The 24979-nt window shown below is 58.2% G+C and carries 23 protein-coding genes; 13 read left to right on the top strand and 10 right to left on the bottom strand.

The window, feature by feature from the left end; translation table 11 throughout:
* The 4 genes from QZ196_RS07780 to QZ196_RS07765 form a co-directional block, all read left to right on the top strand.
* The coding region (locus QZ196_RS07780) for a hypothetical protein (protein ID WP_296425244.1) at positions 1 to 892 on the top strand (892 nt) is incomplete at its 5' end.
* 227 nt (positions 893 to 1119) lie between these two features.
* The gene (locus tag QZ196_RS07775) at positions 1120 to 1434 is read left to right on the top strand and encodes a TraR/DksA C4-type zinc finger protein (protein ID WP_296425243.1); all 315 of its coding nucleotides are present in this window, start codon (positions 1120 to 1122) and stop codon (positions 1432 to 1434) included.
* Between the two features lie 43 nt (positions 1435 to 1477).
* Entirely contained in the window at positions 1478 to 1984 is a 507-nt protein-coding gene (locus QZ196_RS07770; RefSeq protein WP_296425242.1) for an alkylphosphonate utilization protein, read from the top strand.
* A 218-nt stretch (positions 1985 to 2202) separates the two neighbouring features.
* Positions 2203 to 3816 carry a choline dehydrogenase gene (locus QZ196_RS07765; RefSeq protein WP_296425241.1) on the top strand — a complete coding sequence of 538 codons (1614 nt, stop codon included), beginning with the start codon at positions 2203 to 2205 and terminating at the stop codon, positions 3814 to 3816.
* Between the two features lie 29 nt (positions 3817 to 3845).
* On the opposite strand, the gene QZ196_RS07760 is transcribed toward QZ196_RS07765, so the two are convergent.
* A complete protein-coding gene (locus QZ196_RS07760) occupies positions 3846 to 3959 on the bottom strand; it encodes an entericidin A/B family lipoprotein (protein ID WP_296425240.1) in 114 nt (37 codons plus the stop codon).
* Between the two features lie 130 nt (positions 3960 to 4089).
* Entirely contained in the window at positions 4090 to 4827 is a 738-nt protein-coding gene (locus tag QZ196_RS07755) for an alpha/beta fold hydrolase (protein WP_296425239.1), read from the bottom strand.
* Positions 4828 to 4904: 77 nt separating this feature from the next.
* On the opposite strand from QZ196_RS07755, the gene QZ196_RS07750 reads away from it, so the two are divergent.
* Positions 4905 to 5273 (top strand): hypothetical protein, encoded by a 369-nt coding sequence (locus QZ196_RS07750; RefSeq protein WP_296425238.1) that lies wholly within the window; start codon positions 4905 to 4907, stop codon positions 5271 to 5273.
* 112 nt (positions 5274 to 5385) lie between these two features.
* Here the strand turns inward: QZ196_RS07750 and glyA are convergent, their stop codons facing one another.
* Complete coding sequence (gene glyA / locus QZ196_RS07745) at positions 5386 to 6681, bottom strand: serine hydroxymethyltransferase (RefSeq protein WP_296425237.1); 1296 nt, start codon at positions 6679 to 6681, stop codon at positions 5386 to 5388.
* Between the two features lie 185 nt (positions 6682 to 6866).
* Here glyA and QZ196_RS07740 point away from each other — a divergent pair, with 185 nt between their 5' ends.
* Positions 6867 to 7631, top strand: coding sequence for an NAD kinase (locus QZ196_RS07740; protein ID WP_296425236.1), 765 nt, complete (start codon positions 6867 to 6869; stop codon positions 7629 to 7631).
* A 12-nt stretch (positions 7632 to 7643) separates the two neighbouring features.
* Here the strand turns inward: QZ196_RS07740 and prpE are convergent, their stop codons facing one another.
* From prpE to QZ196_RS07725, 3 genes are all read right to left on the bottom strand, one after another.
* Positions 7644 to 9536, bottom strand: a complete 1893-nt coding sequence (gene prpE / locus QZ196_RS07735; protein ID WP_296425235.1) for a propionate-CoA ligase PrpE — start codon at positions 9534 to 9536, stop codon at positions 7644 to 7646.
* 112 nt (positions 9537 to 9648) lie between these two features.
* Positions 9649 to 10206, bottom strand: a complete 558-nt coding sequence (locus QZ196_RS07730; protein WP_296425234.1) for a hypothetical protein — start codon at positions 10204 to 10206, stop codon at positions 9649 to 9651.
* Between the two features lie 286 nt (positions 10207 to 10492).
* Positions 10493 to 12772, bottom strand: coding sequence for an NADP-dependent malic enzyme (locus tag QZ196_RS07725; RefSeq protein ID WP_296425233.1), 2280 nt, complete (start codon positions 12770 to 12772; stop codon positions 10493 to 10495).
* A 125-nt stretch (positions 12773 to 12897) separates the two neighbouring features.
* On the opposite strand from QZ196_RS07725, the gene QZ196_RS07720 reads away from it, so the two are divergent.
* Genes QZ196_RS07720 through upp form a run of 6 tightly spaced genes read left to right on the top strand, consistent with a single transcriptional unit; the run spans position 12898 to position 18542 of the window.
* Complete coding sequence (locus QZ196_RS07720) at positions 12898 to 13989, top strand: cupin domain-containing protein (RefSeq protein ID WP_296425232.1); 1092 nt, start codon at positions 12898 to 12900, stop codon at positions 13987 to 13989.
* A complete protein-coding gene (locus QZ196_RS07715; protein WP_366510961.1) occupies positions 13916 to 14440 on the top strand; it encodes a cytidine deaminase in 525 nt (174 codons plus the stop codon). The genes QZ196_RS07720 and QZ196_RS07715 overlap by 74 nt, the downstream gene beginning before the upstream one ends.
* A 1-nt stretch (position 14441) precedes the next feature.
* Complete coding sequence (locus QZ196_RS07710; protein ID WP_296425230.1) at positions 14442 to 15743, top strand: thymidine phosphorylase; 1302 nt, start codon at positions 14442 to 14444, stop codon at positions 15741 to 15743.
* Positions 15743 to 16921, top strand: coding sequence for a phosphopentomutase (locus tag QZ196_RS07705; RefSeq protein WP_296425229.1), 1179 nt, complete (start codon positions 15743 to 15745; stop codon positions 16919 to 16921). Before QZ196_RS07710 ends, QZ196_RS07705 begins: the two co-directional genes overlap by 1 nt.
* Complete coding sequence (locus QZ196_RS07700; RefSeq protein ID WP_296425228.1) at positions 16918 to 17907, top strand: adenosine deaminase; 990 nt, start codon at positions 16918 to 16920, stop codon at positions 17905 to 17907. The genes QZ196_RS07705 and QZ196_RS07700 overlap by 4 nt, the downstream gene beginning before the upstream one ends.
* Positions 17904 to 18542 (top strand): uracil phosphoribosyltransferase, encoded by a 639-nt coding sequence (gene upp / locus QZ196_RS07695; protein ID WP_296425227.1) that lies wholly within the window; start codon positions 17904 to 17906, stop codon positions 18540 to 18542. Before QZ196_RS07700 ends, upp begins: the two co-directional genes overlap by 4 nt.
* A gap of 3 nt (positions 18543 to 18545) precedes the next feature.
* On the opposite strand, the gene QZ196_RS07690 is transcribed toward upp, so the two are convergent.
* Positions 18546 to 19562, bottom strand: coding sequence for a hypothetical protein (locus tag QZ196_RS07690; RefSeq protein WP_296425226.1), 1017 nt, complete (start codon positions 19560 to 19562; stop codon positions 18546 to 18548).
* A gap of 80 nt (positions 19563 to 19642) precedes the next feature.
* Entirely contained in the window at positions 19643 to 21268 is a 1626-nt protein-coding gene (locus QZ196_RS07685; protein WP_296425225.1) for an AMP-binding protein, read from the bottom strand.
* 107 nt (positions 21269 to 21375) lie between these two features.
* Between QZ196_RS07685 and QZ196_RS07680 the strand changes: the two genes are divergently transcribed.
* On the top strand, positions 21376 to 22299 hold the full coding sequence (locus tag QZ196_RS07680; RefSeq protein WP_296425224.1) for a DMT family transporter: 924 nt from the start codon (positions 21376 to 21378) through the stop codon (positions 22297 to 22299).
* 16 nt (positions 22300 to 22315) lie between these two features.
* On the opposite strand, the gene QZ196_RS07675 is transcribed toward QZ196_RS07680, so the two are convergent.
* Both QZ196_RS07675 and QZ196_RS07670 read right to left on the bottom strand, forming a co-directional pair.
* Complete coding sequence (locus QZ196_RS07675; protein WP_296425223.1) at positions 22316 to 24514, bottom strand: 3-hydroxyacyl-CoA dehydrogenase NAD-binding domain-containing protein; 2199 nt, start codon at positions 24512 to 24514, stop codon at positions 22316 to 22318.
* 46 nt (positions 24515 to 24560) lie between these two features.
* Positions 24561 to 24971, bottom strand: coding sequence for a hypothetical protein (locus QZ196_RS07670; RefSeq protein WP_296425222.1), 411 nt, complete (start codon positions 24969 to 24971; stop codon positions 24561 to 24563).
* Positions 24972 to 24979 lie beyond the last annotated feature (8 nt).

Genomic DNA, 24979 nt, shown 5'->3' with positions numbered 1-24979 from the left:
GTTGCGTGGCGAAGATGCTGATGGGCATGAAGTCCCCGCTTTTACTGCTCTAGATAGCGCGCATGGAATATCACAAGCCTTAATGATGGTATTGAATTTTGCTCAAACTGGTGAAATTCGGCGGCGAAACTTCAAAGACCTAAACCTTGAATTAAATCTAGTGGCAACAAAAGAAGGATCATTCGAATTTGTTTTTGAGTTTGCTCAATATGCACCTTACCTTGCTGAGGCATATGGAAAGGGTTTGGCAAACGCATCTTGGAAACTCGTGGAAACTGTATTTAAGCGCGCAACTGGTATAAGCGGCGCCGATGAAATTGAAGATGCCGAAAGTGACGGGCGAATAAATGCAGGAGATTTAGGTGCTCTAATTCAAGCTGCGGAACCTTCTATTCGACGAGCACATTCGGTCGTGAATCACGGTGCGGCAAATGTGAATATTTACATTAATGGCGATGACAACTCGGTTGTTCTTGATGCGACAAGCAAAGAATATATGTACGAAAGCATTTTTAACGATGAAACTCGATCACAACGGTTTCTAGTTACTAGTTTTGATGGACGTAATCGGACAGGCCGATTGTTTGACTTAGAACTTGAGCAAGCATTTACCTTTGACTTACTCGCCGAAGCAGACCGAAAATCTTTGACTGTAATTGTAGATGCCGCGCGAGCGTACGCATTGCGTGAAAAAGGAAGGTTCGATGAAAAAATGGAAGCAGTATGTGCTTTTACTTCAGTCGATGCTGAAGACGGACGGCAGAAAAGGCTAAAAGTATTTGCGGCGGCGTCTGAGTTTGATCAATTAGATATCGGACTTATACCTGATGTTTCGGACGCACCGAAGCAAATCGAAGATAATTCGGATGATGAAGACGATGTGATAGAATAAGCTAAAGCGCGCCCGAACCGCCCCCACGGAGCGGGCGCTTCTCGCCCACCCCTCGGTTCGGGCGCGGCATCCATAATGAGACACTGCGCATGTGGGTACGTCACCCGGCACTCGCCCACCCCCTCGGTTCGGCAGCGGCGCTTTGAATTGCGCTCCTGATTGACTCAAATCAAAGCAGCCCTGCCCATATCGCGCCAACCTCTCCTTAGTCTAAAGGAGACAGCGTCATGGACATCGCCACCCAAAAACAAACCCTGCTGACCCGCCGGGCCGAACTGACAGCACATTTGAACAAGGTCGAAGACCAGCTTGATGAAACCCCGACCAAGGACCTCGAGGATTATTCGTCCGAGCGGCAGGGGGACCCTGTGCTCGAGGCGCTGGGCCGGCACGAGTTGGACGCGCTAAAGCGCATCGACGCCGCGCTTGCCCGGATCGGCGCTGGCACCTACGGCATTTGTCTGAAATGCGGCGAGCCAATTTCGGACGCCCGGTTGGAGCTGTTGCCCGATACCGCCCTGTGCAAGGCTTGCGCGGTCTGAAACGGCACTGGCGCCTGCGCGCAAAAGCCGATAACGCTGCGCCATGACATGCCCCCTTTGCACCGCAGCCGATACCCCGTTGATCGCCACACCTGTCCCCGGCGGCCCACATGACGCCACAGTCGATATCTGCGCCATCTGCGCGGCAGGTCTGGACGCGCCTGACGAAAACCATTTCCGCAGCCTCGCCACGACGATGTGGTCAGACGACCCGGCCATTCAGGTGCTTGCCATGCGCACCCTGGCCAGGCTGGGCACGCCATGGGCGCAGGACTTGGCCGATCAGTTGTATCTTGATGATGAAACGCGGGCCTGGGCGGATAATGTCGCCGCCGACAGCCAACATAGAGACGCGCACGGTGCGACCCTGAATACCGGCGATACCGTGGTGTTGATCAAGGACCTGCCAGTCAAAGGCGGCGGCTTTACCGCAAAGCGCGGCACGGCCGTGCGTGGGATTTCGCTGGTCGCAGAGAACACTGGCCATATCGAAGGCCGCGTGGAAGGTCAGCGGATCGTGATCCTGACAGAGTTCGTCAAAAAGAAATAACGCCGGAAATGCGGTGGTGCGACGTATCATCTTCATCACTGCGATGGAGCATATCATGTCTTACCTTCCCCACGTCTTTGGCATTGTGATGGGCGGCCTTTGTCTGGCTACTTTCCTGACCTCGCCGATCCTTTAGAGGCGGGGTTATGCCCGCCTATCCAGTGGACAGCGCGCGACGGATTGTTCTACCAAGGATGCGCTGGGGGAGGGCCGCATAGATGAGCTTTGATTATGTGATTGTTGGCGGCGGTTCTGCCGGGTCAACACTGGCTGCGCGTCTGACCGAAGACCCCAACATTCGCGTTTGCCTGCTTGAGGCTGGTGGCAAGGGTGATCATATCCTGATCCGCACGCCCGCCGCCGTCGTGGCGATGCTGCCGGGGCGGCCCAAGATCAGCAACTGGGCCTTTCGCACCGTCGCGCAGCCGGGTCTGAATGGGCGCAAAGGCTATCAACCTCGGGGCAAGGCGCTTGGTGGGTCCAGTGCGATCAATGCGATGCTTTATGTCCGAGGGCACAAGTCGGATTATGATGGTTGGGCTGATCTTGGGTGCAACGGCTGGTCCTGGGACGACGTGCTGCCCTATTTCCGCAAATCCGAAAATAATGAGCGCGGCGAGGATGCGTTCCATGGCGCGGCTGGCCCGCTGCAAGTGTCCGAGCAGAAAAGCCAGCGCCCGATTACCCGCGCGTTTGTTGAAGCCGGGACGCAAATGAAGCACCGCGCGGTTGCCGATTTCAACGCTGGCGACAATGAAGGGATCGGGCTGTATCAGGTCACCCAATTCCACGATCCGGCCCAGAATGGCGAACGCTGTTCGGCTGCCGCTGCCTATCTTTTTCCTGCCATGGGCCGCCCCAATCTGACCGTTATCACCAATGCACAGGCTACAAAGATACTGTTTCAAGGCAAGCGCGCCACCGGCGTGACCTATCGCCAAGGGAAGACCGACAAGCAGGTTCTGGCTGGCAAAGAGGTGATTTTATGCGGTGGCACATTCAATTCGCCGCAACTGTTGCAGTTATCGGGCGTAGGGCGGCCCGCAGATATTACGTCGCATGGTATTGCGATGGTGCATGAACTGCCGGGCGTCGGCCAGAACCTACAGGACCATCTGGATGTTACTCTGGCCTATAAAACCAAAGATACCGACAGTTTCGGGATCGGAATTGCTGGCACGATTGGCCTGATCAAACATATCCTGAATTGGCGCAAGACCGGCACCGGAATGATGGCGACGCCGTTTGCCGAAGGCGCGGCATTTCTGAAAACAGATCCGACACTGGACCGCCCAGATGTACAGTTGCATTTCGTGATTGCTCTGGTCGAGGAACACGCCCGCAAGCTGCATTTGGGATATGGGTTCAGCTGCCACGTCTGCGCCGTGTACCCGCACAGTCGGGGCGCTGTCACACTGCAAAGCCGTGATCCTATGGCGGCACCTGCGATTGATCCGAAGTTTCTTTCAGACCCGCGCGATCTTGCAACAGCAATCAAGGGCGCGCGGCTGACCCGTGACATTCTGCAGGCGCCAGCACTGGCCAAATACCGCCACAAGGAACTGTTTGGGATCAGGGATAATATGACCGATGCCGACTGGGAGGCACATATCCGTGCCCATGCCGACACGATCTATCACCCCGTGGGCACCTGCAAAATGGGCGTTGATGATATGGCTGTTGTCGATCCGCAGCTACGTGTGCGTGGGCTCAAGGGGCTGCGGGTTGTGGATGCTTCGATCATGCCGAAACTGATTGGCGGTAACACCAACGCGCCCACAATCATGATCGCTGAAAAAGCTGCGGATATGATTCGCAATATTGCGTCGTAAGGTGCGCCTCTACGGCGCACCTTGTGATTTCAAAGTGCGTTGTCGATGGCCGTGCCGGCATTGCTGATATCTTCGCCCACGCCTTTGACGGTCTCGCAAGCGGCAAGGTTCAGGATAACAGCAAGCGCAAGAAGTCTGATCATTGAATGTCCTTTCATATCTCAGCGACTACCGTAGGGCGGCGTTGTCCCCGCCGCAACAATTGCCATGCAGACCAGCGCATTTTTTGTGAGCAGGCTGCGCGCTTTGGCCCAATGCCGGGCAACAACTGGCCTAACCGAGGAACGCGGCGACGGCGGCCTCAAATTCACGGGGCTTTTCGGCATGTAACCAATGTCCGGCGCCGGGGATTTTTGCGAATTTTGCGTGAGGGAAAAGTTTCTCGATCGTCGGTCGGTGATCCGGCTGGACATAGTGCGACGCACCCCCCGACAAAAACAGCGTCGGCCCGTCAAACTGTCGTGTGAAATCAGGAAAACCAAGGATTTTGTCCATCTCTGCGGCCAGAGTATCCAAATTCAAGCGCCATTTCCGGTCTTTCATATCAAGACTTTGCAGCAAGAAATCGGCCACGCCCGGTTCCAGATCGCCAAGCGCTGCTTTCGCGTCGGCCCGGTTGTGGATCGCCGCCAGATCGACGTTGCGCATCGCATCAAGCGGGCCCAACTGACTATGCGCATAGGTGACCGGCGCGATGTCCGCCACGATCAGGCGGCGGACCTTGGCGGGAAATTTAAGGGCCAGCGCCATTGCGGCCTTGCCGCCCATGGAATGCCCCAGAACATCCATCGGCCTGTCGATCACCTGTGCCAAATCATCCGCAAGGTCATCATAGGAATGGGTGTCAAACCACGGGCTTGAGCCGTGGTTGCGCATGTCTACGGCGATGACAGGACGGGTCTCGGCCATCCGCTTGGCGATCACGCCCCAGTTACGCGCAGACCCAAAAAGCCCATGCGCGATCAGTAGGGGCACCCCATCGGGGCCGTCATGGAAAACCGTGTTCAACATGCACCTTTTCTAACCCGTGATGGCCCCGAGTTGCCAGAGGCATTGAGCGCGCGCGCAAAGATCACTACCGCAGGGTGATGGACCATGCTCTCGACCACAAAATCGCAGAAATCCGCCAGCTGATTGAAACACGGCTGCGGATCAGGGGCGGAAACCTGCGGGTGCAATTGCGCCGGGCTGGACGCATGCTGCCGCGCGGCATTCGCCGCGACCTGCGCTATTTGGCCGATGCGGAAGCCTTGGCCGAAAATCCAAAGCTGGCCCGCATGATTGATGGCGCACGGGTGAATCAGGCGCATCGCAATGCGGTTGCCTATCTGGCGGGGGTCGACCCAAGGGAACGGATGTGGAACCAACTGCGCAATATCACAGCGTCGATCGCATTGGCATTCATCGTGATTTTTGTTGTTGTTTTATATGTGCTTGTGCAACGGGGCTTTGTTTAGACGGCATGCCGCGCGCGCTGCTGGCAATCACAGCACTAAAAAACCGCCACGGATGTTTCGTGGCGGTTTGCGAATGTTTTCGTAAGGTGGGTTTTAACCCACCCTACGCTGCTTAAAGGTTGGGATAGATCGGGAAAAGGTCGCACATGGCTTCGACTTCTGCCTTGACCTTGTCTTCGACGGCGCTGTTGCCATCTTCACCATGCGCCGCCAGCCCGTCGGTCACTTCCACGATCCAGTCGGCGATCTGACGGAATTCGGTTTCACCGAACCCGCGTGTCGTGCCGGCAGGCGAGCCGAGGCGAATACCCGACGTGATCGTCGGCTTTTCGACATCAAAGGGGATGCCGTTTTTGTTACAGGTGATATGGGCACGACCAAGCGCCTTTTCGGTCGCATTGCCCTTCACGCCTTTGGGGCGCAAATCGACCAACATCAAATGGGTGTCTGTGCCGCCCGTGACGATATCCAAGCCACCCTTCATCAGCTGATCGGCCAATGCTTGGGCGTTCTTGATCACCTGTTGCTGATAGGTTCTGAATTCGGGGCGCAGCGCCTCGCCAAAGGCCACAGCCTTGCCAGCGATCACATGCATCAACGGGCCACCCTGAATGCCGGGGAAAATTGCGGAATTGACCTTTTTGGCGATGGTTTCGTCGTTGGTCAGGATCATCCCACCGCGTGGGCCGCGCAGGGTCTTATGCGTTGTCGTCGTGGCGACATGCGCATGCGGGAAGGGCGACGGGTAGAGGCCCGCGGCGACCAGACCCGCAAAATGGGCCATATCGACCAGCAGGTATGCGCCGACACTATCCGCAATTTCGCGCATGCGGGCAAAGTCGATGATGCGTGCGATGGCCGAGCCACCGGCGATAATCATCTTGGGCTGATGTTCCGTCGCGAGACGCTCCACCTCGTCATAGTCGAGCAGGCTGTCTTGTTGGCGGACACCATATTGGATGGCATTGAACCACTTGCCCGACTGGTTGGGCTTTGCGCCATGCGTCAGGTGACCACCGGCATCGAGCGACATGCCAAGGATGGTATCGCCGGGCTGCAAAAGCGCCTGAAACACACCCTGATTGGCTTGGCTGCCAGAGTTTGGCTGCACGTTGGCGAATTCGCAATCGAACAGTTCCTTGGCACGGTCGATGGCCAAATTCTCTGCCACGTCCACATGCGCGCAGCCGCCATAATAGCGGCGACCAGGGTAACCTTCGGCGTATTTGTTCGTCAGCACGCTGCCTTGCGCTTCCATGACGGCGGCCGAGACGATGTTTTCGGACGCGATAAGCTCGATCTCTTTGCGTTGGCGCCGCAGTTCGGCCTGCATGGCCGCATGCAGTACCGGATCGCGGGTCTCTAGGGTTTCAGTAAAAAAGCCGTCGTCGCGTACAGTGACGTTCATGGTGCAGTCCCCCTGGAAAGTGCATTTCGCAAAAATCTTGGGCACTCATAACGCAAGGTGCGCCTGTTCAAAAGTGTCAAAACGACCATGATGTTCATGAGCGCGCCATGTTTGTTTCATATCCGCGTCTTGCGTTTCGCCGAGGATCGTTGGACTACTTGACGGAACTTAACGGATTTTTGTCTATGTCACGCCCCAAAATTGCCTTTACAGCCAGCCCGGTGCCGTTGGCGCAAGCTGCCTTGCAAGATTTGCGGCAGGCATATGGCGATGTGCCGCAAGACGCAGCCGACGTGATTGTCGCGCTTGGCGGTGATGGTTTCATGTTGCAGACCCTGCATGCGACGCAGGCGTTGTCGGTGCCGGTCTATGGGATGAACCGCGGAACCGTCGGTTTCCTGATGAACGAATTTCACGCCGATGATCTGCAAGAACGGCTGGATGAGGCCGAGGAAGAGGTGATCAACCCGCTGGCGATGACGGCTGTCACGCTGGATGGCAAGACCCACAAAGCGCTGGCTATCAACGAGGTGAGCCTGCTGCGCGCCGGCCCGCAAGCCGCGAAATTGCGGATCACCGTTGATGGCAAGCTGCGCATGAATGAACTTGTCTGCGACGGGGCTTTGGTGGCGACGCCTGCGGGATCGACCGCTTACAACTACTCTGCGCACGGTCCAATCCTGCCCATTGGGTCAGATGTTCTGGCACTGACCGCGATGGCGGCTTTTCGGCCGCGCCGCTGGCGTGGGGCGCTGTTGCCCAAAGGTGCCGTGGTCCGGTTCGATGTGATCGAGCCGGAAAAGCGGCCAGTCATGGCGGATGCCGATGGCCAGTCGGTGCGCAATGTTACCAGCGTCGAAATCCGTTCAGAGCCGGATATCGCGCATCGTATCCTGTTTGACCCCGGTCACGGCCTGGAAGAACGCCTGATCCGCGAACAATTCGCCTGATGGCGGGCGGGTTCAGGCGCCCGCGTAGCCCATTGGTTTCAATGCGTCACGGATTTCGTCCAAAATGGCCGGATCGTCAATTGTTGCGGGCATCTTGAAGGGTTGGTCGTCGGCAATCTTGACCATCGTGGCGCGCAGGATCTTGCCGGATCGCGTCTTGGGCAGCCGATCCACCACGGCGACCAGTTTGAACGCCGCCACAGGTCCGATTGTATCGCGGACAGATTTGATCACCTCTTTGACGATGTCGGTATGTGGTCTGTTGCAGCCGTTGTTCAGGCACACGAAACCCATGGGCAATTGCCCCTTTAGTTCATCGGTAACACCGATCACGGCACATTCGCCGACGTCTGGATGGGCGGCAAGTACCTCTTCCATGGCGCCGGTCGACAGGCGGTGCCCGGCCACGTTGATCACGTCATCTGTGCGCGCCATGATGTAAAGATAGCCATCTGCGTCAATCATGCCCGCGTCACCGGTTTCATAGTAGCCGGGGAAGGTCGCAAGGTATGATTTGATGAACCGATCCTGCGCATTCCACAGCGTGGGCAGGGTGCCGGGGGGCAGTGGTAGTTTGATCGCGATGGCACCCAACGCGCCGGGTTTCATCGGGTGGCCCGCCTCGTCCAGGATTTGCACATCATAGCCGGGCATGGCGACGGTGGGCGATCCGATCTTGACTGGCAGCGCCTCGATGCCAGCGGGGTTGCCGGCAATTGTAAAGCCGGTTTCGGTCTGCCACCAGTGATCGTAGACCGGTACGTTCATGACCTTTTGCGCCCATTCAATAGTGTCCGGGTCGGCCCGTTCACCCGCCAAATACAGCGCACGCAGGCATGAGATATCGTAGTCTTTGATCATCTCGCCTTTTGGATCTTCGCGTTTGATGGCACGGAACGCTGTCGGGGCGGTGAAAAACGACCGCACGTTGTGTTCCTGAATGACCCGCCAAAAGGTGCCCGCGTCGGGCGTGCCGATGGGTTTACCCTCGAACACGACGGTCGTGTTCCCGTGGATCAGCGGCGCATAGCAGATATAGCTGTGGCCCACGACCCACCCCACATCAGAAGCCGCCCAGAACACATCGCCGGGATCGACATTGTAGATCGCCTTCATGGTCCAGTTCAGGGCCACGAGATGCCCGGCGGTCGGGCGCACGACGCCTTTGGGCGCCCCCGTCGTCCCGGATGTATACAGGATATAGGCGGGGTGGTTGCCTTCGACGGGCACGCATTCGGCGGGGGTTACGCCGTCTTGGATCGCGTGCCAGTCGTAATCGCGGTTGGGGATCAGATCACAGGTGTGTTGCTGTCGCTGCAAGACCACCGTGAATTCAGGCTTGTGCCGGGCGTGTTCGATCGCACCATCCAACAGCGGTTTATAGGGTACAATGCGCCCCGGCTCTAACCCGCAAGAGGCAGCGATGATCGCTTTGGGTGTCGCATCGTCAATCCGCACGGCCAGTTCATGCGCGGCAAACCCCCCAAACACGACCGAGTGTATGGCCCCCAGTCGGGCACAGGCGAGCATGGCCACCAATGCTTCGGGGACCATCGGCATATAGATGATGACCCGGTCGCCTTTGGTCACGCCTTTGTCGCGCAGCGCGCCTGCAAGATTGGCCGTTTCATCCAGCAGTTCCGCATAGGTCATCTGCGACTTGGTGTCCGTGATCGGGCTGTCGTAGATAATCGCAACCTGATCACCGCGCCCGTTGGCGACATGGCGGTCAACGGCGTTGTAGCAGGTATTCACGCGGCTGTCGGTGAACCATTCATAAAGCGGGGCATTTGCGTCATTCAGCGCACGGGATGGCGGCGTGACCCAATCAATCGCTTTGGCCTGTTCCATCCAAAAGCCTTCAGGATCATTTTGCCAAGCGGCGTATACATCGCGGTAACCCATGCGTTCCTCCCAAAACAACGTAGGATTTTGTTACGCCTGCATCCGTAGTGCGGCAAGCCTGTTGGCACATGCTTTTGTGCGACTAGTCAAAAAATTGACAACGCGCGTGCCCCTAGAGGTCACTGTCGCGAGAGTAGCGTGTCCAGTAGTCCTTGATCCATTTGACCGGAAAGTAGCCAAACTTTTCAGGCGAACCCCCGCGCTTGAATGGTCTTTGTGTCATGTCCTGCGGGTTGGGCGTACCGTGGAAAGACACGATCATACAATCTGCTGGAGGCCTTGACGGTTGCAGAAACAGACTTGTTGGAAAATGCCACGCCAGCGATTTTTTAAAACTCAGGACCCACCCATTGGGCAAGTACTGCCGCTTGGCGCCATGGTTGTGAAAAACGACCTGATCATTTCCGTACTCTTCGATCAGGTCAGCGCCACGGTCTTTGACCATATCATACAGATGGTCTTGCTCACCGCCGATCAAGCCGATGACGGCGCCATGGGTGATCCGCTCTGCAGGAAAAAGTCGCGGGAACCACCTTTCGTGGGTATTGTGCCAGCCTTGCGGGACCTGCAGCCCACGGTTCGTGGTCACATGCGCGATGAGAGGCGCCAGATCACCAGTCACAAGCACATCGACGTCCAAATAAAGTATCGGCGTCTCAGGCGTGAACATATCTTTCGCGCAAATCGCGAATTTGGGCCATATGCCATGTGTCCAGAGATGGCGTTCAAGAGCAAACGGAGGAAGGGGCCGGGTTTCGATCCCATCGTCAAGCCCTGTCGGGTCGTCTGTAATGCACACGAATGTGAAAGGAACGGAAATTGTATCACTGATGGCGCGGTAGAGCATATTTGTATAGATGGCTGGGTACCCTGTACCCCACTTGAGACACGCGATCACAGGGGTCCGCGCTAGCCTATTTTCATCTTCTTTTGGCGCGCCTTCGGGCGTTGCGGCGTTAACCATAGTGCGCCACGGGCGTTCCGGCGATGGCCGACATGTTCAACAGTCCGCGTGCGGTGATTGATGGGGTCACGATGTGGCAGCGATTGCCCATGCCCATAAGGATCGGCCCAACCTCGAGGCCGCCACCTTTCATTTTGAGGATGTTACGCACGCCCGATGCCGCATCGGTATTGGCGAAAACCAGTGTGTTGGCGGGGCCGGGAAGATGGGCCTCTGGGAAGATGCGGCTGCGCAGTTCGACGTCCAACGCGGCGTCGATATGCATTTCACCCTCATAGGCAAAGTCACGCGGCGTGCTGTCAAGGATCGCCATTGCGGCCCGCATCCGGCGCCCGGTGTCGCAATCAAGATTGCCGAATTGGCTGTGTGAACACAGCGCAATTTTCGGCTCGACCCCAAAGCGGCGGACGTGACGCGCGGCGCCGATCACGGTTTCCGCGATCTGTTCCGGGGTTGGTTCCGGATGAACCTGAGTGTCGGCAATAAACAGCGGGCCGTCTTCCAGGATCATCAGAGACAGGGCGGCGACCGGGTGCAGTTCTTTGGTGCCGAGAATCTGTGTGACGTAGTTCAGATGCCATAGGAATTGGCCAAAGGTGCCGCAGATCAGGCTGTCTGCCTCGCCACGGTGCACCATGACGGCACCAATCGCGGTAGAATTCGTGCGCATGATCGCCTTGGCAAGGTCAGGTGTCACGCCTTTGCGGGCCATCAGATTGTGGTACGTCTGCCAATAGTCGCGGTAGCGCGGGTCGTTTTCCGGGTTCACGATGCTGAAATCCACACCGGGCCGGATCTTGAGGCCCGCCCTTTCGCAACGCCGTTCAATCACGTCGGGGCGGCCAATCAGGATCGGCGTATCGGTTGTTTCTTCCATGATCGCCTGTGATGCGCGCAAGACCCGTTCATCTTCACCCTCGGCAAAGACGATGCGGCGGGTGGCGGTGCGCGCGGCCTCGAATACGGGACGCATTATCATGGCGGATTTAAAGACAGATCCGTCCAGTTTGGCCTTGTAGGCTGTCATGTTTTCGATCGGGCGGGTGGCAACGCCGGTTTCCATCGCGGCCTTGGCGACCGCACTGGCAACGACACCCATGAGACGCGGATCAAATGGTTTCGGGATCAGATAATCAGCCCCGAACGTCAGCTTTTCACCACTGTAGGCGGCGGCGGCTTCGGCGCTGGTGGTGGCGCGGGCCAGCGCGGCAATGCCTTCGATACACGCGATCTTCATTTCGTCGTTGATATCGGTGGCACCCACATCCAGCGCACCGCGGAAGATGAATGGGAAACACAGTACGTTGTTTACCTGATTGGGAAAGTCGCTGCGGCCAGTGGCGATAATCGCATCAGGGGTGACGGCGCGAGCATCATCGGGGCTGATCTCTGGGTTGGGGTTGGCCAGCGCAAAGATGATCGGACGCTTGGCCATCTTGGCAACCATTTCGGGTTTCAGAACGCCGGGGCCAGACAGGCCCAGGAACATATCCGCGCCATCAATCACATCACCCAGCGAAGCAGGCGTCGACCCTTGCGCGTATTCCGCCTTTTGTGGGGTCATGTCCTTTTCGCGGCCGTGGTAGACCAGACCTTCGATGTCGCAAAGCCAGACGTTTTCGCGCTTTACGCCCAGTTTCAGCAGCATGTTCAGGCAGGCAATGCCCGCCGCGCCGCCGCCGGTACTGACGATTTTGATATCTTCAAAGTTTTTGCCCGCAACGCGCAGCGCGTTCGTCGCAGCGGCACCGACAACAATTGCGGTGCCGTGCTGGTCATCGTGGAACACGGGGATGTTCATCCGCTCGCGGCATATCTTTTCAACAATAAAGCATTCGGGGGCTTTGATATCCTCAAGATTGATCGCGCCAAAAGTCGGCTCGAGCGCGCAGACGATCTCGGCAAGCTTTACCGGGTCGGGTTCATTCAATTCGATGTCAAAGCAGTCGATATTGGCGAACTTCTTGAACAGGACGGCCTTGCCTTCCATCACCGGCTTTGACGCAAGAGCGCCGATGTTGCCAAGGCCCAGTACCGCCGTGCCGTTGGTCACGACCCCCACCAGATTGCCGCGCGTGGTGTAATCGCGGGCGGTATCGGGGTTGGCTTTGATTTCCAGACAGGCTTCGGCCACGCCGGGCGAATAGGCACGTGCAAGGTCACGACCGTTGGCCAGCGGCTTGGTCGCGCGAATTTCCAGTTTTCCAGGCTTGGGGAATTGGTGATAATCGAGTGCGGCCTGCCGCAGGCCGTCGTTTGCATCATCGTTCATGTGATCCCCCTACAATATGGTTTAGCATTAAACCATTTATCTTGCGCAACGGAAAGCTGCGTTGCCGACTAATCATATCGCGGGACATCTTGCAAATAATTCTGCGGACCGACAGGGTATATCGTATGAAACAATCTGCACAAATCCGGGCCGAGGTATGCCTGCCCACGACCGACCTGCGCGCGGACCTGAGGTTTTTTGAAAAGACCCTGAGGATGCGTCTGGACATGATCTATCCTGCCGATGATCCATCCGTCGCGGTCTATTCCGGGCACGGTCTGCGCATCCGGCTGGAAAACCGCACAGGCGCCGTGCCGGGCCTGCTGCGCATCTTGACCGACGACACGGGTTTTGCGGGCGGTGCCGCAGAATTGACCGCCCCCGGGGGCACGCGGGTCGAGATCGATGCGCTGAACCCGCCGCTGAAGTTGCCGCAAACCGATCATGCATTCGTGGTCCGCCGCCTTGCCGATCAGGCGCCTTGGGTAATCGGGCGCGCGGGAATGCAGTATCGTGATCTGATCCCCAACCGGCTTGGCGGTTCGATCATTGCCAGCCATATCCGCATCCCTGACGGTGGCCCGGTCCCCGATATGGTGCATTTTCACCGCGTCGGATTTCAGCTGATCTTTTGCTATCGCGGCTGGGTTGATGTGGTCTACGAGGATCAAGGTGGCCCGATCCGTTTGACGGCGGGGGATTGCTTTATCCAGCCGCCAGAAATTCGCCACCGGGTGTTGGAAGCGTCGGACGGGATCGAGGTCATCGAAATAGGCGTCCCGGCCGCGCATGTCACCGAAATTGATCATGACATGACACTACCGACCCCGGACCTGCGACCTGACAGGCAGTGGCAAGGTCAGCGTTTCGTATTCAATCAGGCCGCAGGTGCGGATTGGCTGCCATCGCGCCTGCCGGGGTTCATTGCGCGTGAGACAACAATCGCTGCGAACACGCACGATGTTGCGGGGGTACAGGTCATCCGGCGCGGGCAGGGCGACCCGGTTTGGACAACCCACGACGCCGATATCCACTTTACCTTTGTAATGGCGGGCACAATGATGCTTGAGGGGGATGGCAAAGACCCATATCGCCTTGGTTCCGGCGATGCGTTCGTGATCCCGCCGGGGATGGCGACACGCTATGCCGACCCATCCGATGATCTGGAGTTGCTGGAAGTGGCTTTGCCCGGCGTCTTTACAACAGCCCAGTGCTAGGCCTCTTGCATCCCTGCGTATCACGTCCCACTCTGCCATAGTCCAAAAGGAGGCTCAGATGTCCCTGCTCGATACCGCGCGCGCCGTCCGCGAAAATGCCCATGCGCCCTATTCAAAGTTCAAGGTCGGTGCGGCAATCAAGGCCGCATCTGGCGCTGTCTATGCCGGCTGCAATGTTGAAAACGTCGCCTATCCCGAAGGCACATGTGCCGAGGCCGGTGCGATTGCGGCGATGGTGGCCGGGGGCGATACCCGGATCACCGAAGTTGCCGTTATCGCAGACAGCCCCAAACCCGTCAGCCCGTGCGGTGGTTGCCGTCAAAAGATTGCCGAGTTCGCAGCGGGTGATGTCGTGGTGACGATGGCGACGACCGATGGGATCGTGCAGCAGACGACGGTTGCTGCGCTGTTGCCCGGCAGCTTTGACGCCGATTACATGAGCCGGGTTTGATTTGGACGCGCGCAGCATCATCGCAGCGATTCGGCGCAAGCAGACGCCGTCGCCCGAGGCGCTGATATGGTTCGCCAACGGGTTGGCAACGGGCGACGTGACCGATGCGCAGGCCGGAGCGTTTGCGATGGCGGTGTGTTTGAATGGTCTGTCTGACAACGGCCGCGTCGCCCTGACGACGGGCATGCGCGACAGTGGCGACGTGCTGTCGTGGACATTGCCGGGGCCGGTTCTGGATAAACACTCGACCGGCGGGGTTGGCGATTGCGTGTCACTGATCCTGGCGCCGGCATTGGCGGCTTGCGGTGTCTATGTGCCGATGATTTCGGGCCGTGGTCTGGGGCACACGGGCGGCACGTTGGATAAACTGGAGGCGATACCGGGCCTGTCGGTGAATGTATCCGAGACGCGGCTGCGCGAGATTGTCGGCAAGGTTGGCTGCGCTATCGTGGGGGCTACGGGCCGGATAGCACCAGCTGACAAACGGCTTTATGCGATTCGCGATGTGACCGGGACGGTCGAAAGCGTTGACCTGATCACGGCGTCGATCCTGTCGAAAAAACTGGCCGCTGGGCTGCAGGGGCTTGTGCTGGATGTGAAGGTCGGCAGCGGTGCCTTCATGAAGACGCTGCCCGAGGCAGAGGCGCTGGCCCGCGCGTTGGTAGACACGGCAAACGGGGCAGGCTGCAAAACGGCGGCCTTGATCACCGACATGAACGAGCCGCTTGCCCCCGTGCTGGGCAATGCGGTCGAGGTTGCGATCTGTATGGAGGTACTGGCTGGCAATCGCGCTGCCGCACCGCGCCTGCATGATCTGACCATTGCACTGGGTGCACGGCTGCTGGCGCTGCACGGTGACAACGAAGACGACGGTGCCAAACAGCTGACCCGCGCCATCGCCAGCGGCCAAGCGATGCAGCATTTTGCAGCGATGATCGCCGCACTGGGCGGGCCGCCGGACATGGCTGACGATTGGCACACACATCTGCCGCGCGCACCGGTCATTGGCGACATCACTGCGCCAAATGCCGGGTATATTGCGGCGATTGACGGTGAGGCTCTGGGGCTGGCTGTCGTTGATCTTGGCGGTGGCCGCCGGGTCGAGACGGACCGCGTTGATCCGTCGGTTGGAGTGACAGATGTCGTGCGGCTGGGCAATCAGGTAGCCAAGGGGCAACCCTTGTGTACCGTTCACGCCGCCTCTGAAGCGGCTGCAGAACAGGCCGCCCAAGCGGTGCGCCGCGCGATCACCATCGGTGACGCGCCCAAGGCAAACCCGTTGATCGTGAAAAGGATACAGTGATGCCGCGTGCATTTTTGATCGTGATTGACAGCGTGGGAATTGGTGGCGCACCGGATGCCGACAGGTTCTTTAACGGGACATTGCCCGATACCGGCGCCAACACAGTCGGGCATATGGCACAGGCGGTCGGGCTGCATGTCCCAACGCTGGACGCGATGGGATTGGGTGCAGCACTGCGGCTGGCCAGTGATATTGCGGTTCCGGGATTGACTGCAACGCCAACCGGGGCTTGGGGTGCGGCAACCCAAGTGTCACCCGGCAAGGATACGCCATCGGGGCATTGGGAACTGGCGGGCGTGCCGGTGCCATGGGATTGGCACGTGTTCCCCGATACCGTACCGGCATTTCCCGCAGACCTTACCGCGCAAATCTGCGCGGCTGCCGGGACCAACGGCATTTTGGGCAACTGCCACGCCTCGGGCACCGCAATCATCGCCAAGGAGGGCGCCGCACATATCAAAACCGGCTGGCCGATTTGCTATACGTCCGCAGATTCCGTGCTGCAGATTGCGGCGCATGAAGAAACATTCGGACTGGAGCGCCTGCACAGGCTTTGCGCCGATCTGGCCCCCATCGTGCATGCAATGAAAGTAGGGCGGGTGATTGCGCGGCCCTTTGCAGGCGATCCCGAAAGCGGATTCACCCGGACCATCCATCGCAAGGATTTTGCTATCGCACCGCCTGCGCCGACGATTTGCGATTATGTCCATAATGCGGGCCATCCGGTGCATGCGGTCGGTAAGATCGGTGATATCTTCTCGATGCGGGGGATAGATGATCTACGAAAAGGACGCGATGCGGCGCTGATAGACCATTTGAACGATCTCGTGTCCGTGGCTGTAGACGGCGCGTTTGTCTTTGCCAATCTGGTGGAGTTTGACAGCGAATATGGCCACCGTCGTGATCCGCAAGGCTATGCGGATCATTTGGCGTGGTTTGATGCGGCTCTTGCCAAGTTGCTTGCGAAGCTACGCGACGATGACCTGTTGATCGTGACGGCTGACCATGGCAATGACCCCACATGGCCGGGCACCGACCACACCCGCGAACGGGTGCCGGTGCTGGTTCATGGGGCGGGATCACGCAGCTTGGGTCATTTGTCGTTTACTGACGTGGGCGCATCCATTGCGGTGCATTTGGCCGTTTCTTATGCCGGAGAAGGGTGCAGTTTCTTATGACATTCAAAGACATGCCAAAGGTAGAGCTGCATTTGCATCTTGAAGGGGCCGCACCACCGTCGTTTATTGCCAGCTTGGCACGCGAAAAGAAAATCGACATCGGCGGGATATTCGATGCACGCGGTGGTTATGCATTCCGCGATTTCGATCATTTCCTCAAGGTTTATGAGGCCGCCTGCACAACCCTGCAAAGCCCCGATGATTTCCGCCGCCTAACGCTTGCGGTGCTGGAAGAAAGCGCATCCCACGGCGTGGTCTATACCGAGGCATTCCTGTCGCCGGATTTTTGCGGTGGTGGTGATCTGGCCGCATGGCGTGATTATCTTGCTGCAATTCAGGATGCCGCAGCCGAGGCAGAGCGCACGATGGGGATCACGCTGCGCGGTATCATCACCGGCATTCGCCATTTTGGCCCTGATCAATGCAAGGTCGCGGCGCATTGCGCTGCTGAAACCATGGGCGATTTCATTACCGGCTACGGCATGGCAGGCGGTGAAATGGTTGGGCGGCCCGGCGACTATGCCTATAGTTTTGATATGGCGCGCGAGGCGGGTTTGCAGTTGACCTGCCACGCTGGCGAATGGGGTGGTGCGGCGATGGTCGCCGAGACGATCCGCGATTTGAAGGTCGCACGTATCGGTCATGGCATCGGCGCAATTGATGACCCTGCGTTGATCAAACAGATTGCGGAAACTGGTGTTGTCCTTGAGGTGTGCCCGGGATCAAACGTGGTTTTGCGGGCCGTGAAGGACTGGGGCAGTCACCCCATTGCAAAACTGCGCGATGCGGGTGTGCCCGTCACCGTGTCCACCGATGATCCGCCGTTCTTTCACACGACAATGACTGCGGAATGCGACATGCTGGCCAAGACATTCGGCTGGGAACGCGATGATTTCAAAGCGCTGAACGATGTCGCGCTCAAAGCGGCATTTTGCGATGAAGCCACCCGTACACGCGTGGCCAAACGACTGGAGACGACCACATGACCGACTCTTCGCACGTCACCCATGTGACCCACCCGCTGGTGCAGCATAAACTGACGCTCATGCGACAAAAAGATACATCCACCGGCGAATTTCGCCAGTTGCTGCGCGAAATAAGCCAGCTTTTGGCCTATGAGGTGACCCGCGATTTGCCGTTGACAACCAAACGCATCGACACCCCGCTTGAGCCGATGGATGCGCCGGTTCTTGCAGGTAAGAAACTTGCGCTTGTGTCGATCTTGCGGGCTGGCAACGGGTTGCTGGACGGGGTGTTGGAATTGATCCCGTCGGCCCGCGTTGGGTTTGTCGGGCTGTACCGCGACGAAGAAACGCTGCAACCTGTGCAGTACTATTTCAAGGTCCCGACCGAGCTTGAGGATCGTTTGGTCATCGCGGTGGACCCGATGCTTGCCACCGGCAATTCATCCGTCGCGGCCATTGACCTGCTGAAAAAAGCGGGTGCCACCAACATCCGCTTTTTGTGCCTGCTTGCCGCACCCGAAGGCATTGCCCGCATGAAAGACGCGCATCCTGATGTGAGGATTGTCACCGCCGCGATTGATAGCCATCTGAACGAAAAGGGGTACATTGTGCCTGGCCTTGGCGATGCAGGTGATCGGATGTTTGGGACCAAATAACGCTTAGCTGTTGCAGATGTTCTGCAGGCTGACCCAATCATCATCGCTCAGGATCAGGGGCGTCTGCGGCGCTTGTTCCGCAGTGTTGGCCACCAATGTAGCCCCATCGCCTCTTGCCGCTGACATGGCATCATATGGCGCGCTGGGCAGCGCGGCCTGAATGAATGCGGCGCGCAACGCGGACGCGTTTGGCAGGGTTGTCGCACCCGCGATGATACCCTGTGCATTGGCCTGCAAAATTTCCGGCGGAATATTTCCGGTCGTGAGCAGGCGGAACGTCACACCAAGCCCCGCCTGGTGCAGCACCTGTTCCAGCGGATCCATCTGCGCACGGGCCGTTTGGGCAAGTATTATATAGCCTGCGGCAACTGCCGGATCATCGGTCTGCTCCAACAGCGCCCGATCCAGTGCGATGATCTCACCGGGCAACGCCACTGCACCCTGCGCGAGCTTGGGCAGCACAACAAGACGCGTGCGCGTATCGGGTCCGATCAAACGCCGGACCAACTGCGTTGCTGCGGCGATACCGCTGGGTTCGCGGCAGGCGGGCCCTGTTTCACGCTGAAGGTGGCCAAGGATAGCGGCGCCAATTTCGGTTCGTTTTGACAGGGGAACCACGGCGAGGGTCTGTCGGGTTAATGCGCCGGGCAACCAAAAAACGGTCAGCGCCAAGATCGTCACCGTCAGGCTCGTAGTAATCAAATGGCGCAGTATGCCCGGCTTTGGACGCGCGCGATCAAGCGCACCCCGGACTTCCTCTATCGCGTCAATCATCAGATCATCGGCGATTTCAAGCGTTTCTGCGGCGTCTGCATCGGGGGTGTAGATCGCGGGGTTTTCGCCCGGGTTGCGGCGCTGCACAGCGGGCAGCGACCAGTGTGCCAAAGGGCGGCCCGCGCGATCTGCAATCACCAGCGTTGCATCACCAAACGATACTGTCACATCGCGCCGCTGCGCATCCGGATCGGCGCGCCAAAGCCCGTCGCTTTCCAGCCTGACGTATCGATCAAGTGCTGTCATCTGCCCCAACTGCCCGTTTGACCCGCACCATAGCGGTCAGCCCGCGGTTTGGGTAGCGGACTTGCACGGGTGCGACGCAATTACAGCCTTTTGGCCAACATCCTAAGTTCGAATTTTTGAATTTTGCCCGTCGAGGTTTTGGGCAACTCTTGAAACACCACGCGTTTGGGGCATTTGAAACCTGCCAACCTTGTACGGGTAAAGGCGATGATTTCTGCCTCTTGTGCCGATGTGCCTTCTTTGAGCTCGACAAAGGCGCAAGGCACTTCGCCCCATTTTTCATCGGGCTTGGCGACGACGGCACACAGGTTGACGGCGGGGTGGTGCATCAGTGCGGCCTCTATTTCAACCGAGCTGATGTTTTCACCGCCCGAGATGATGATATCCTTGGCGCGGTCAGAAATCTGGATCATCCTGCCGGGGTGCAGCATCGCCAAGTCCTCGGAATGGAAATAGCCGCCTGCGAATGCTTTTTCCGTTGCCCCCGGATTTTTCAGATACCCTTTCATAACCGCGTTGCCGCGCATCACGATTTCGCCTTGGGTTGCGCCATCCATTGCGACCTGCTGCATATTTTCATCAACGACGGTCACGTCTTCCATCATCGGAAATGCGACCCCTTGGCGGGCACGGATGGCCACCTGTTCATCGCTTGGCAGGATATCCCAGGTGCTGTCCCAGATGCATTCGGTGACGTGCCCATAGGTCTCGGTCAGGCCGTAGACGTGTTTGACGTTGAACCCAAGTTTCTTAACGGCCACCAGCGTTGCAGGGGCGGGTGGCGCACCTGCTGTAAACACCTGCACCACGTGATCAAATGCGCGGCGCTCGGCATCTTTGGCATTCACGATCAGGTTCAGCACGATAGGCGCACCGCCGAAATGCGTGACCGCCTCGTCGTCAATCGCCTTGTAGATCGCGGCTGCCGAAATATCGCGGCAGCAGATCGCAGTGCCACCCAGCGCGGGCAACATCCACGTGTGGTTCCATCCGTTACAGTGAAACAGCGGCACAATCTGCAAGTAACGCAGGAACAACGGCAGTTCCCATGAAATCGGCGTGCCCATGGTCATCAAATATGCACCGCGATGATGATAAACGACGCCCTTGGGCCGCCCGGTCGTGCCGGATGTATAGTTCAGGGCAAGGCTTTCCCACTCATCCGTGGGCATGATCCAGGCAAATTCCGGGTCGCCGGTTGCCAAAAAGTCCTCGTAGTCTTGTTGTTCGCCGATTGCAGGGATGCCAGCCTGCGTGTCGGGGACTTCGATGACCAGAGGGGGCGGGCCATCCATCTGCTCAATCGCCAGCATGGCCAACGGCAAGAACTGGCTGTCCACCAACGCGACCTTCGCCTCGCCATGGTTGAAAATATACGCGACGGTATCGACATCCAGCCGGGTGTTGATCGTGTTCAGAACCGCGCCGCACGCAGGTACGGCAAACGATGCTTCGGACTGGGCGGGAATATTGGGCAGGATCGTCGCCACGACATCGCCGGGCTGCACCCCCGCCTTGGTCAGGGCCGACGCCAATTGTGTGACGCGTCGATGATACTGGCCATAGGTCAGGCGTGTTGCACCGTAAACCAGCGCCTCGCGGTTCGCAAAAATGTGGGCGGCTCGCCGCAAATGTGACAAAGGCGTGAGGGGGGCATAGTTCGCAGAGGTCTTGTCCAACCCAGTTTCATCGCGCAACCAGCCCATGTTGATCCTTCCTATGTCGTATTTAGCTGCGCACGGCGCGCCCTACCGACTATAGAACAGGACAAAATCACAAGGAGCAAGCAATGGAATTGACCAATCGCCCAGGCATGGCTGTCATACTCGTACTTGGTGCCATGGCATTGTTTGGCTTGATTGATAATTTCATGCGTCTTGCCGCGGAAACCGGGGGGCTGTGGCAGTTCCACTTGCTGCGGTCGGCGGTCGCGCTTGTCGTGTTATTCCCCATGGCGCTTGTGTTGCGCATCCGCTTGCGACCGCTCCGGCCTTTGCATGTTGCGGGGCGGAGCTGTCTGAATGCGACAGCCATGGTGATTTATTTCGGGTGCCTGGGATATATGCCGATTTCGCAGGCCGTGGCCGGGTTGTTCACGGCACCGATCTTTGTCGTTATTTTTTCAGTTCTCTTTTTTGGAGAAACTGTAGGGCTACGCAGGACAATTGCTGTCTTGCTCGGATTTTTAGGGATCATGCTGGTATTGCGCCCCGATGCCGCCGGGATCGGTGCGTTGACGTTTTTGCCTATTGCCGCCGGTGCGACCTATGCGATGGGCAATATCGCGACACGGCGCTGGTGCGGGGGCGAAGGGACGCTGACGCTGCTGGCGGCATTTTTCACATGCATGCTGATTTTTGGAGGTCTTGGGTCGGTCATTCTGACGCTATATCCTGTGCCGGTGCCCGCAGGTGCGGATGGCTTTGCGGTACGTGGCTGGGTGCAACCGGATGGAATTTTTGGCCTGATGATCGTTATTCAAGGTATCGGATCGCTGATTGGGGTTGGTTTGCTGATCCGTGCGTACCAATTGGCCGACGCGACATTCGTTGCCGTGTTTGAGAACGCTTTGCTGGTGTCGGCGACGATCTGGGCCATGATCCTGTGGGGCGAGGTCCCCGATATGATCGGTTTGACCGGCCTGCTGATGGTGGGCGGTGCGGGGGTTATCATCGCGTTTCGGACCGGTGCGCCGCAGACGGTCCGCGCGGCGTTGCCCGAAGAGGGCGCGCTGTGATGCGCGCCCTTTGGGTTTATGCAGCCTTTGCAGCCGCGCCGAAGCGGGCATAAAACGCCTGCCCCTCTTCCGCCATTTCGCGCAGCAGGTCTGGCGTGGCAAAGCGGGTGCCAAATTGCGCGGTCAGTTGATCACACCGTTCGGCTGCGTAGGGTGTGCCGATGATATCGAGCCAGCTGAACGGGCCGCCTGACCATGGCGCAAAGCCCCAGCCAAGTATGGCACCGACGTCGCCTTCGCGGATGTCTTCCAGCACGCCTTCTTCCAATGCGCGGACGGCTTCCAAGGCTTGGGCGAATAGCAGGCGGTGCTGCACCGTGATCAGGTCGGGCTGGTCATCTGCGACAGGGTACTGCGCGCTCAGACCTTCCCAAAGGCCCTGACGTTTGCCTTTGTCGTCATAGCTGTAGAAGCCGGCATTCGATTTGCGGCCCAGACGTTTCTGGTTAAACATCCAAAACAGGACCTCGTCCACCTCGCCATCGGGATAGGCGTCGCCCATCGCGGCCTTGGTTGCCTTGGCTATTTTGACGCCCAGATCAACGGATGTTTCATCGACCAACTGAAGCGGCCCAAGGGGCATGCCCACCAGTTTCGCGGCGTTTTCGATCAATGCGGGCGCGACACCTTCCTTTACCATCCGAATACCTTCGTTGATGTAGGGAATGATGCACCGGTTGGCATAAAAGAATCGCGCATCATTGACGACAATCGGCGTCTTGCGGATCTGGCGCACAAAGTCGAGAGCCTTGGCCACGGCCACATCGCCAGTCTGCTTGCCTTTGATGATCTCGACCAGCATCATTTTGTCCACCGGGGAAAAGAAGTGGATGCCGATGAACTTTTCGGGATCGTTTGATGCCTTGGCCAGTTCGCTGATCGGCAGCGTCGATGTGTTGGTCGCAAAGATGCAGTCGGGGCCGGTAACGACCTGTACCTTGGCCGTGACCTCGGCCTTGACGCCGGGGTGTTCGAAAACGGCCTCGACGATCAGATCACAGTCCGAAAGGGCGGCATAATCCGTCGTGGCCGTGATCAGATCCAGCACCGTCTCTTTCTTTTCCGGGGTGACTTTTTTGCGCGAAATCCCTTTGTCCATATAGGCAGTGGTGTAGGATTTACCTTTGTCTGCGGCTTCCTGCGTGCTGTCGATCAGCACGACCTGAATACCCGCAAGCGCCGATACCAGTGCGATGCCTGCGCCCATCATGCCCGCGCCGATCACGCCGACCTTCCTGACCTTCTGGTCGGGGGTATCGGGGCGGTTGGCACCCTTTTCCAACGCTTCTTTGTTGATGAACAGGCTGCGGATCATGGCCGATGATGACGGGTTCATGAGGACATGCGTGAACCAACGCGCCTCGATCTTGAGGGCGGTGTCGAAAGGCACCAATGCGCCTTCGTAAACCGCTGATAGCAGGGCCTTGGCGGCGGGGTAGACGCCTTGGGTCTTGCCGTTGACCATCGCGGATGCGCCGACGAATGTCATGAAACCGGCAGGATGATAGGGCGCGCCGCCGGGCATTTTATAGCCCTTTTCGTCCCATGGTTTGACAATATTGGGTTCGGATAGAACCCATGCCTTTGCCGCCGAAAGCAGGTCAGCTGCGGGTACGACTTCGTCGATCACACCGGCGGCCTTGGCCCTTATGGGGTCATTCAGCTTGCCTTCCAGCAGAAGCGGCGATGCGCCCATGGCACCCAGTTTACGGGCCAGACGGGTCGTGCCGCCAGCACCCGGAAAGATCCCGACCATAATCTCGGGCAAGCCAATTTTGGCCTTGGGATTGTCAGCGGCAAAGATACGGTGGCAGGCCAGCGGAATTTCCAGGCCGATGCCAAGTGCGGTGCCGGGCAGGGCGGCTGCAATCGGTTTGCCGCCTTTGTTGGTCTTGGGATCCATGCCTGCACGTTCGATCTTGCGCAGAATGGCGTGCATCCCCATCACACCCTCAAACAACCCACGGGCGGGGTCGTCGCCAGCGCTTTCTTTCATGCGCGCGATGATGTTCAGGTCCATGCCACCAGCAAAAGAGCCGTCCTTGCCAGAGGTGATCACGACGCCTTTGACGGCGTCGTCGGCCAGTGCTTGATCAATCAGTGCATCCAAATCGGTAAACCCTTGTTGGTTCATCACGTTCATGGATTTGCCAACGGTATCCCAGACAATCGTAGCAACGCCATCGGCGTCAGTGGTCATTGTGAAATCGGTCATGGAAGGGGCTCCCTTAGAGATGTGTCTATCCGGCCTGCCGGGCCGTTTAATTCGGTAGGATCGGTGGCCAAATGTCGCGGGTGATCCCCGTTGCGACATGCGTGGCGAGCCAGCTGTCGTTGCGTTTCTCCAGGATCATGGAAGATTGAAACCGATCCATGATCCGTTGTCCGTTCGAAAGTAGTTCCGTGTAGTAGTCGCCGCAGATCATGTCGGGGCTCATCCATTGGACATTGTGCGCAACCCGGATCATGTCCGTCACGCGCTGTGTTTTCATCATGTCCATCCACATGTCGAACTGGGCCTGCAAGCCGTCCGTATCGGTGATGGTCCTGCCCCCGTCCTCACTTGTTATTTCAAGAGGCAGCCGGATGGCCGCACGAAAAATTTCAAAGCGGTCGCTGAAAAATGCATCGCCGACGCGATCAAGCCACTGCTGAAAGAACGTGTCTGCCATGCTGTTTT

Origin of the sequence: Yoonia sp. (assembly GCF_017854565.1) — a bacterium.
Classification (GTDB): domain Bacteria; phylum Pseudomonadota; class Alphaproteobacteria; order Rhodobacterales; family Rhodobacteraceae; genus Yoonia.
Note: the sequence above shows the minus strand (reverse complement) of the source record. Positions and strands in the feature narration are given on the sequence as shown.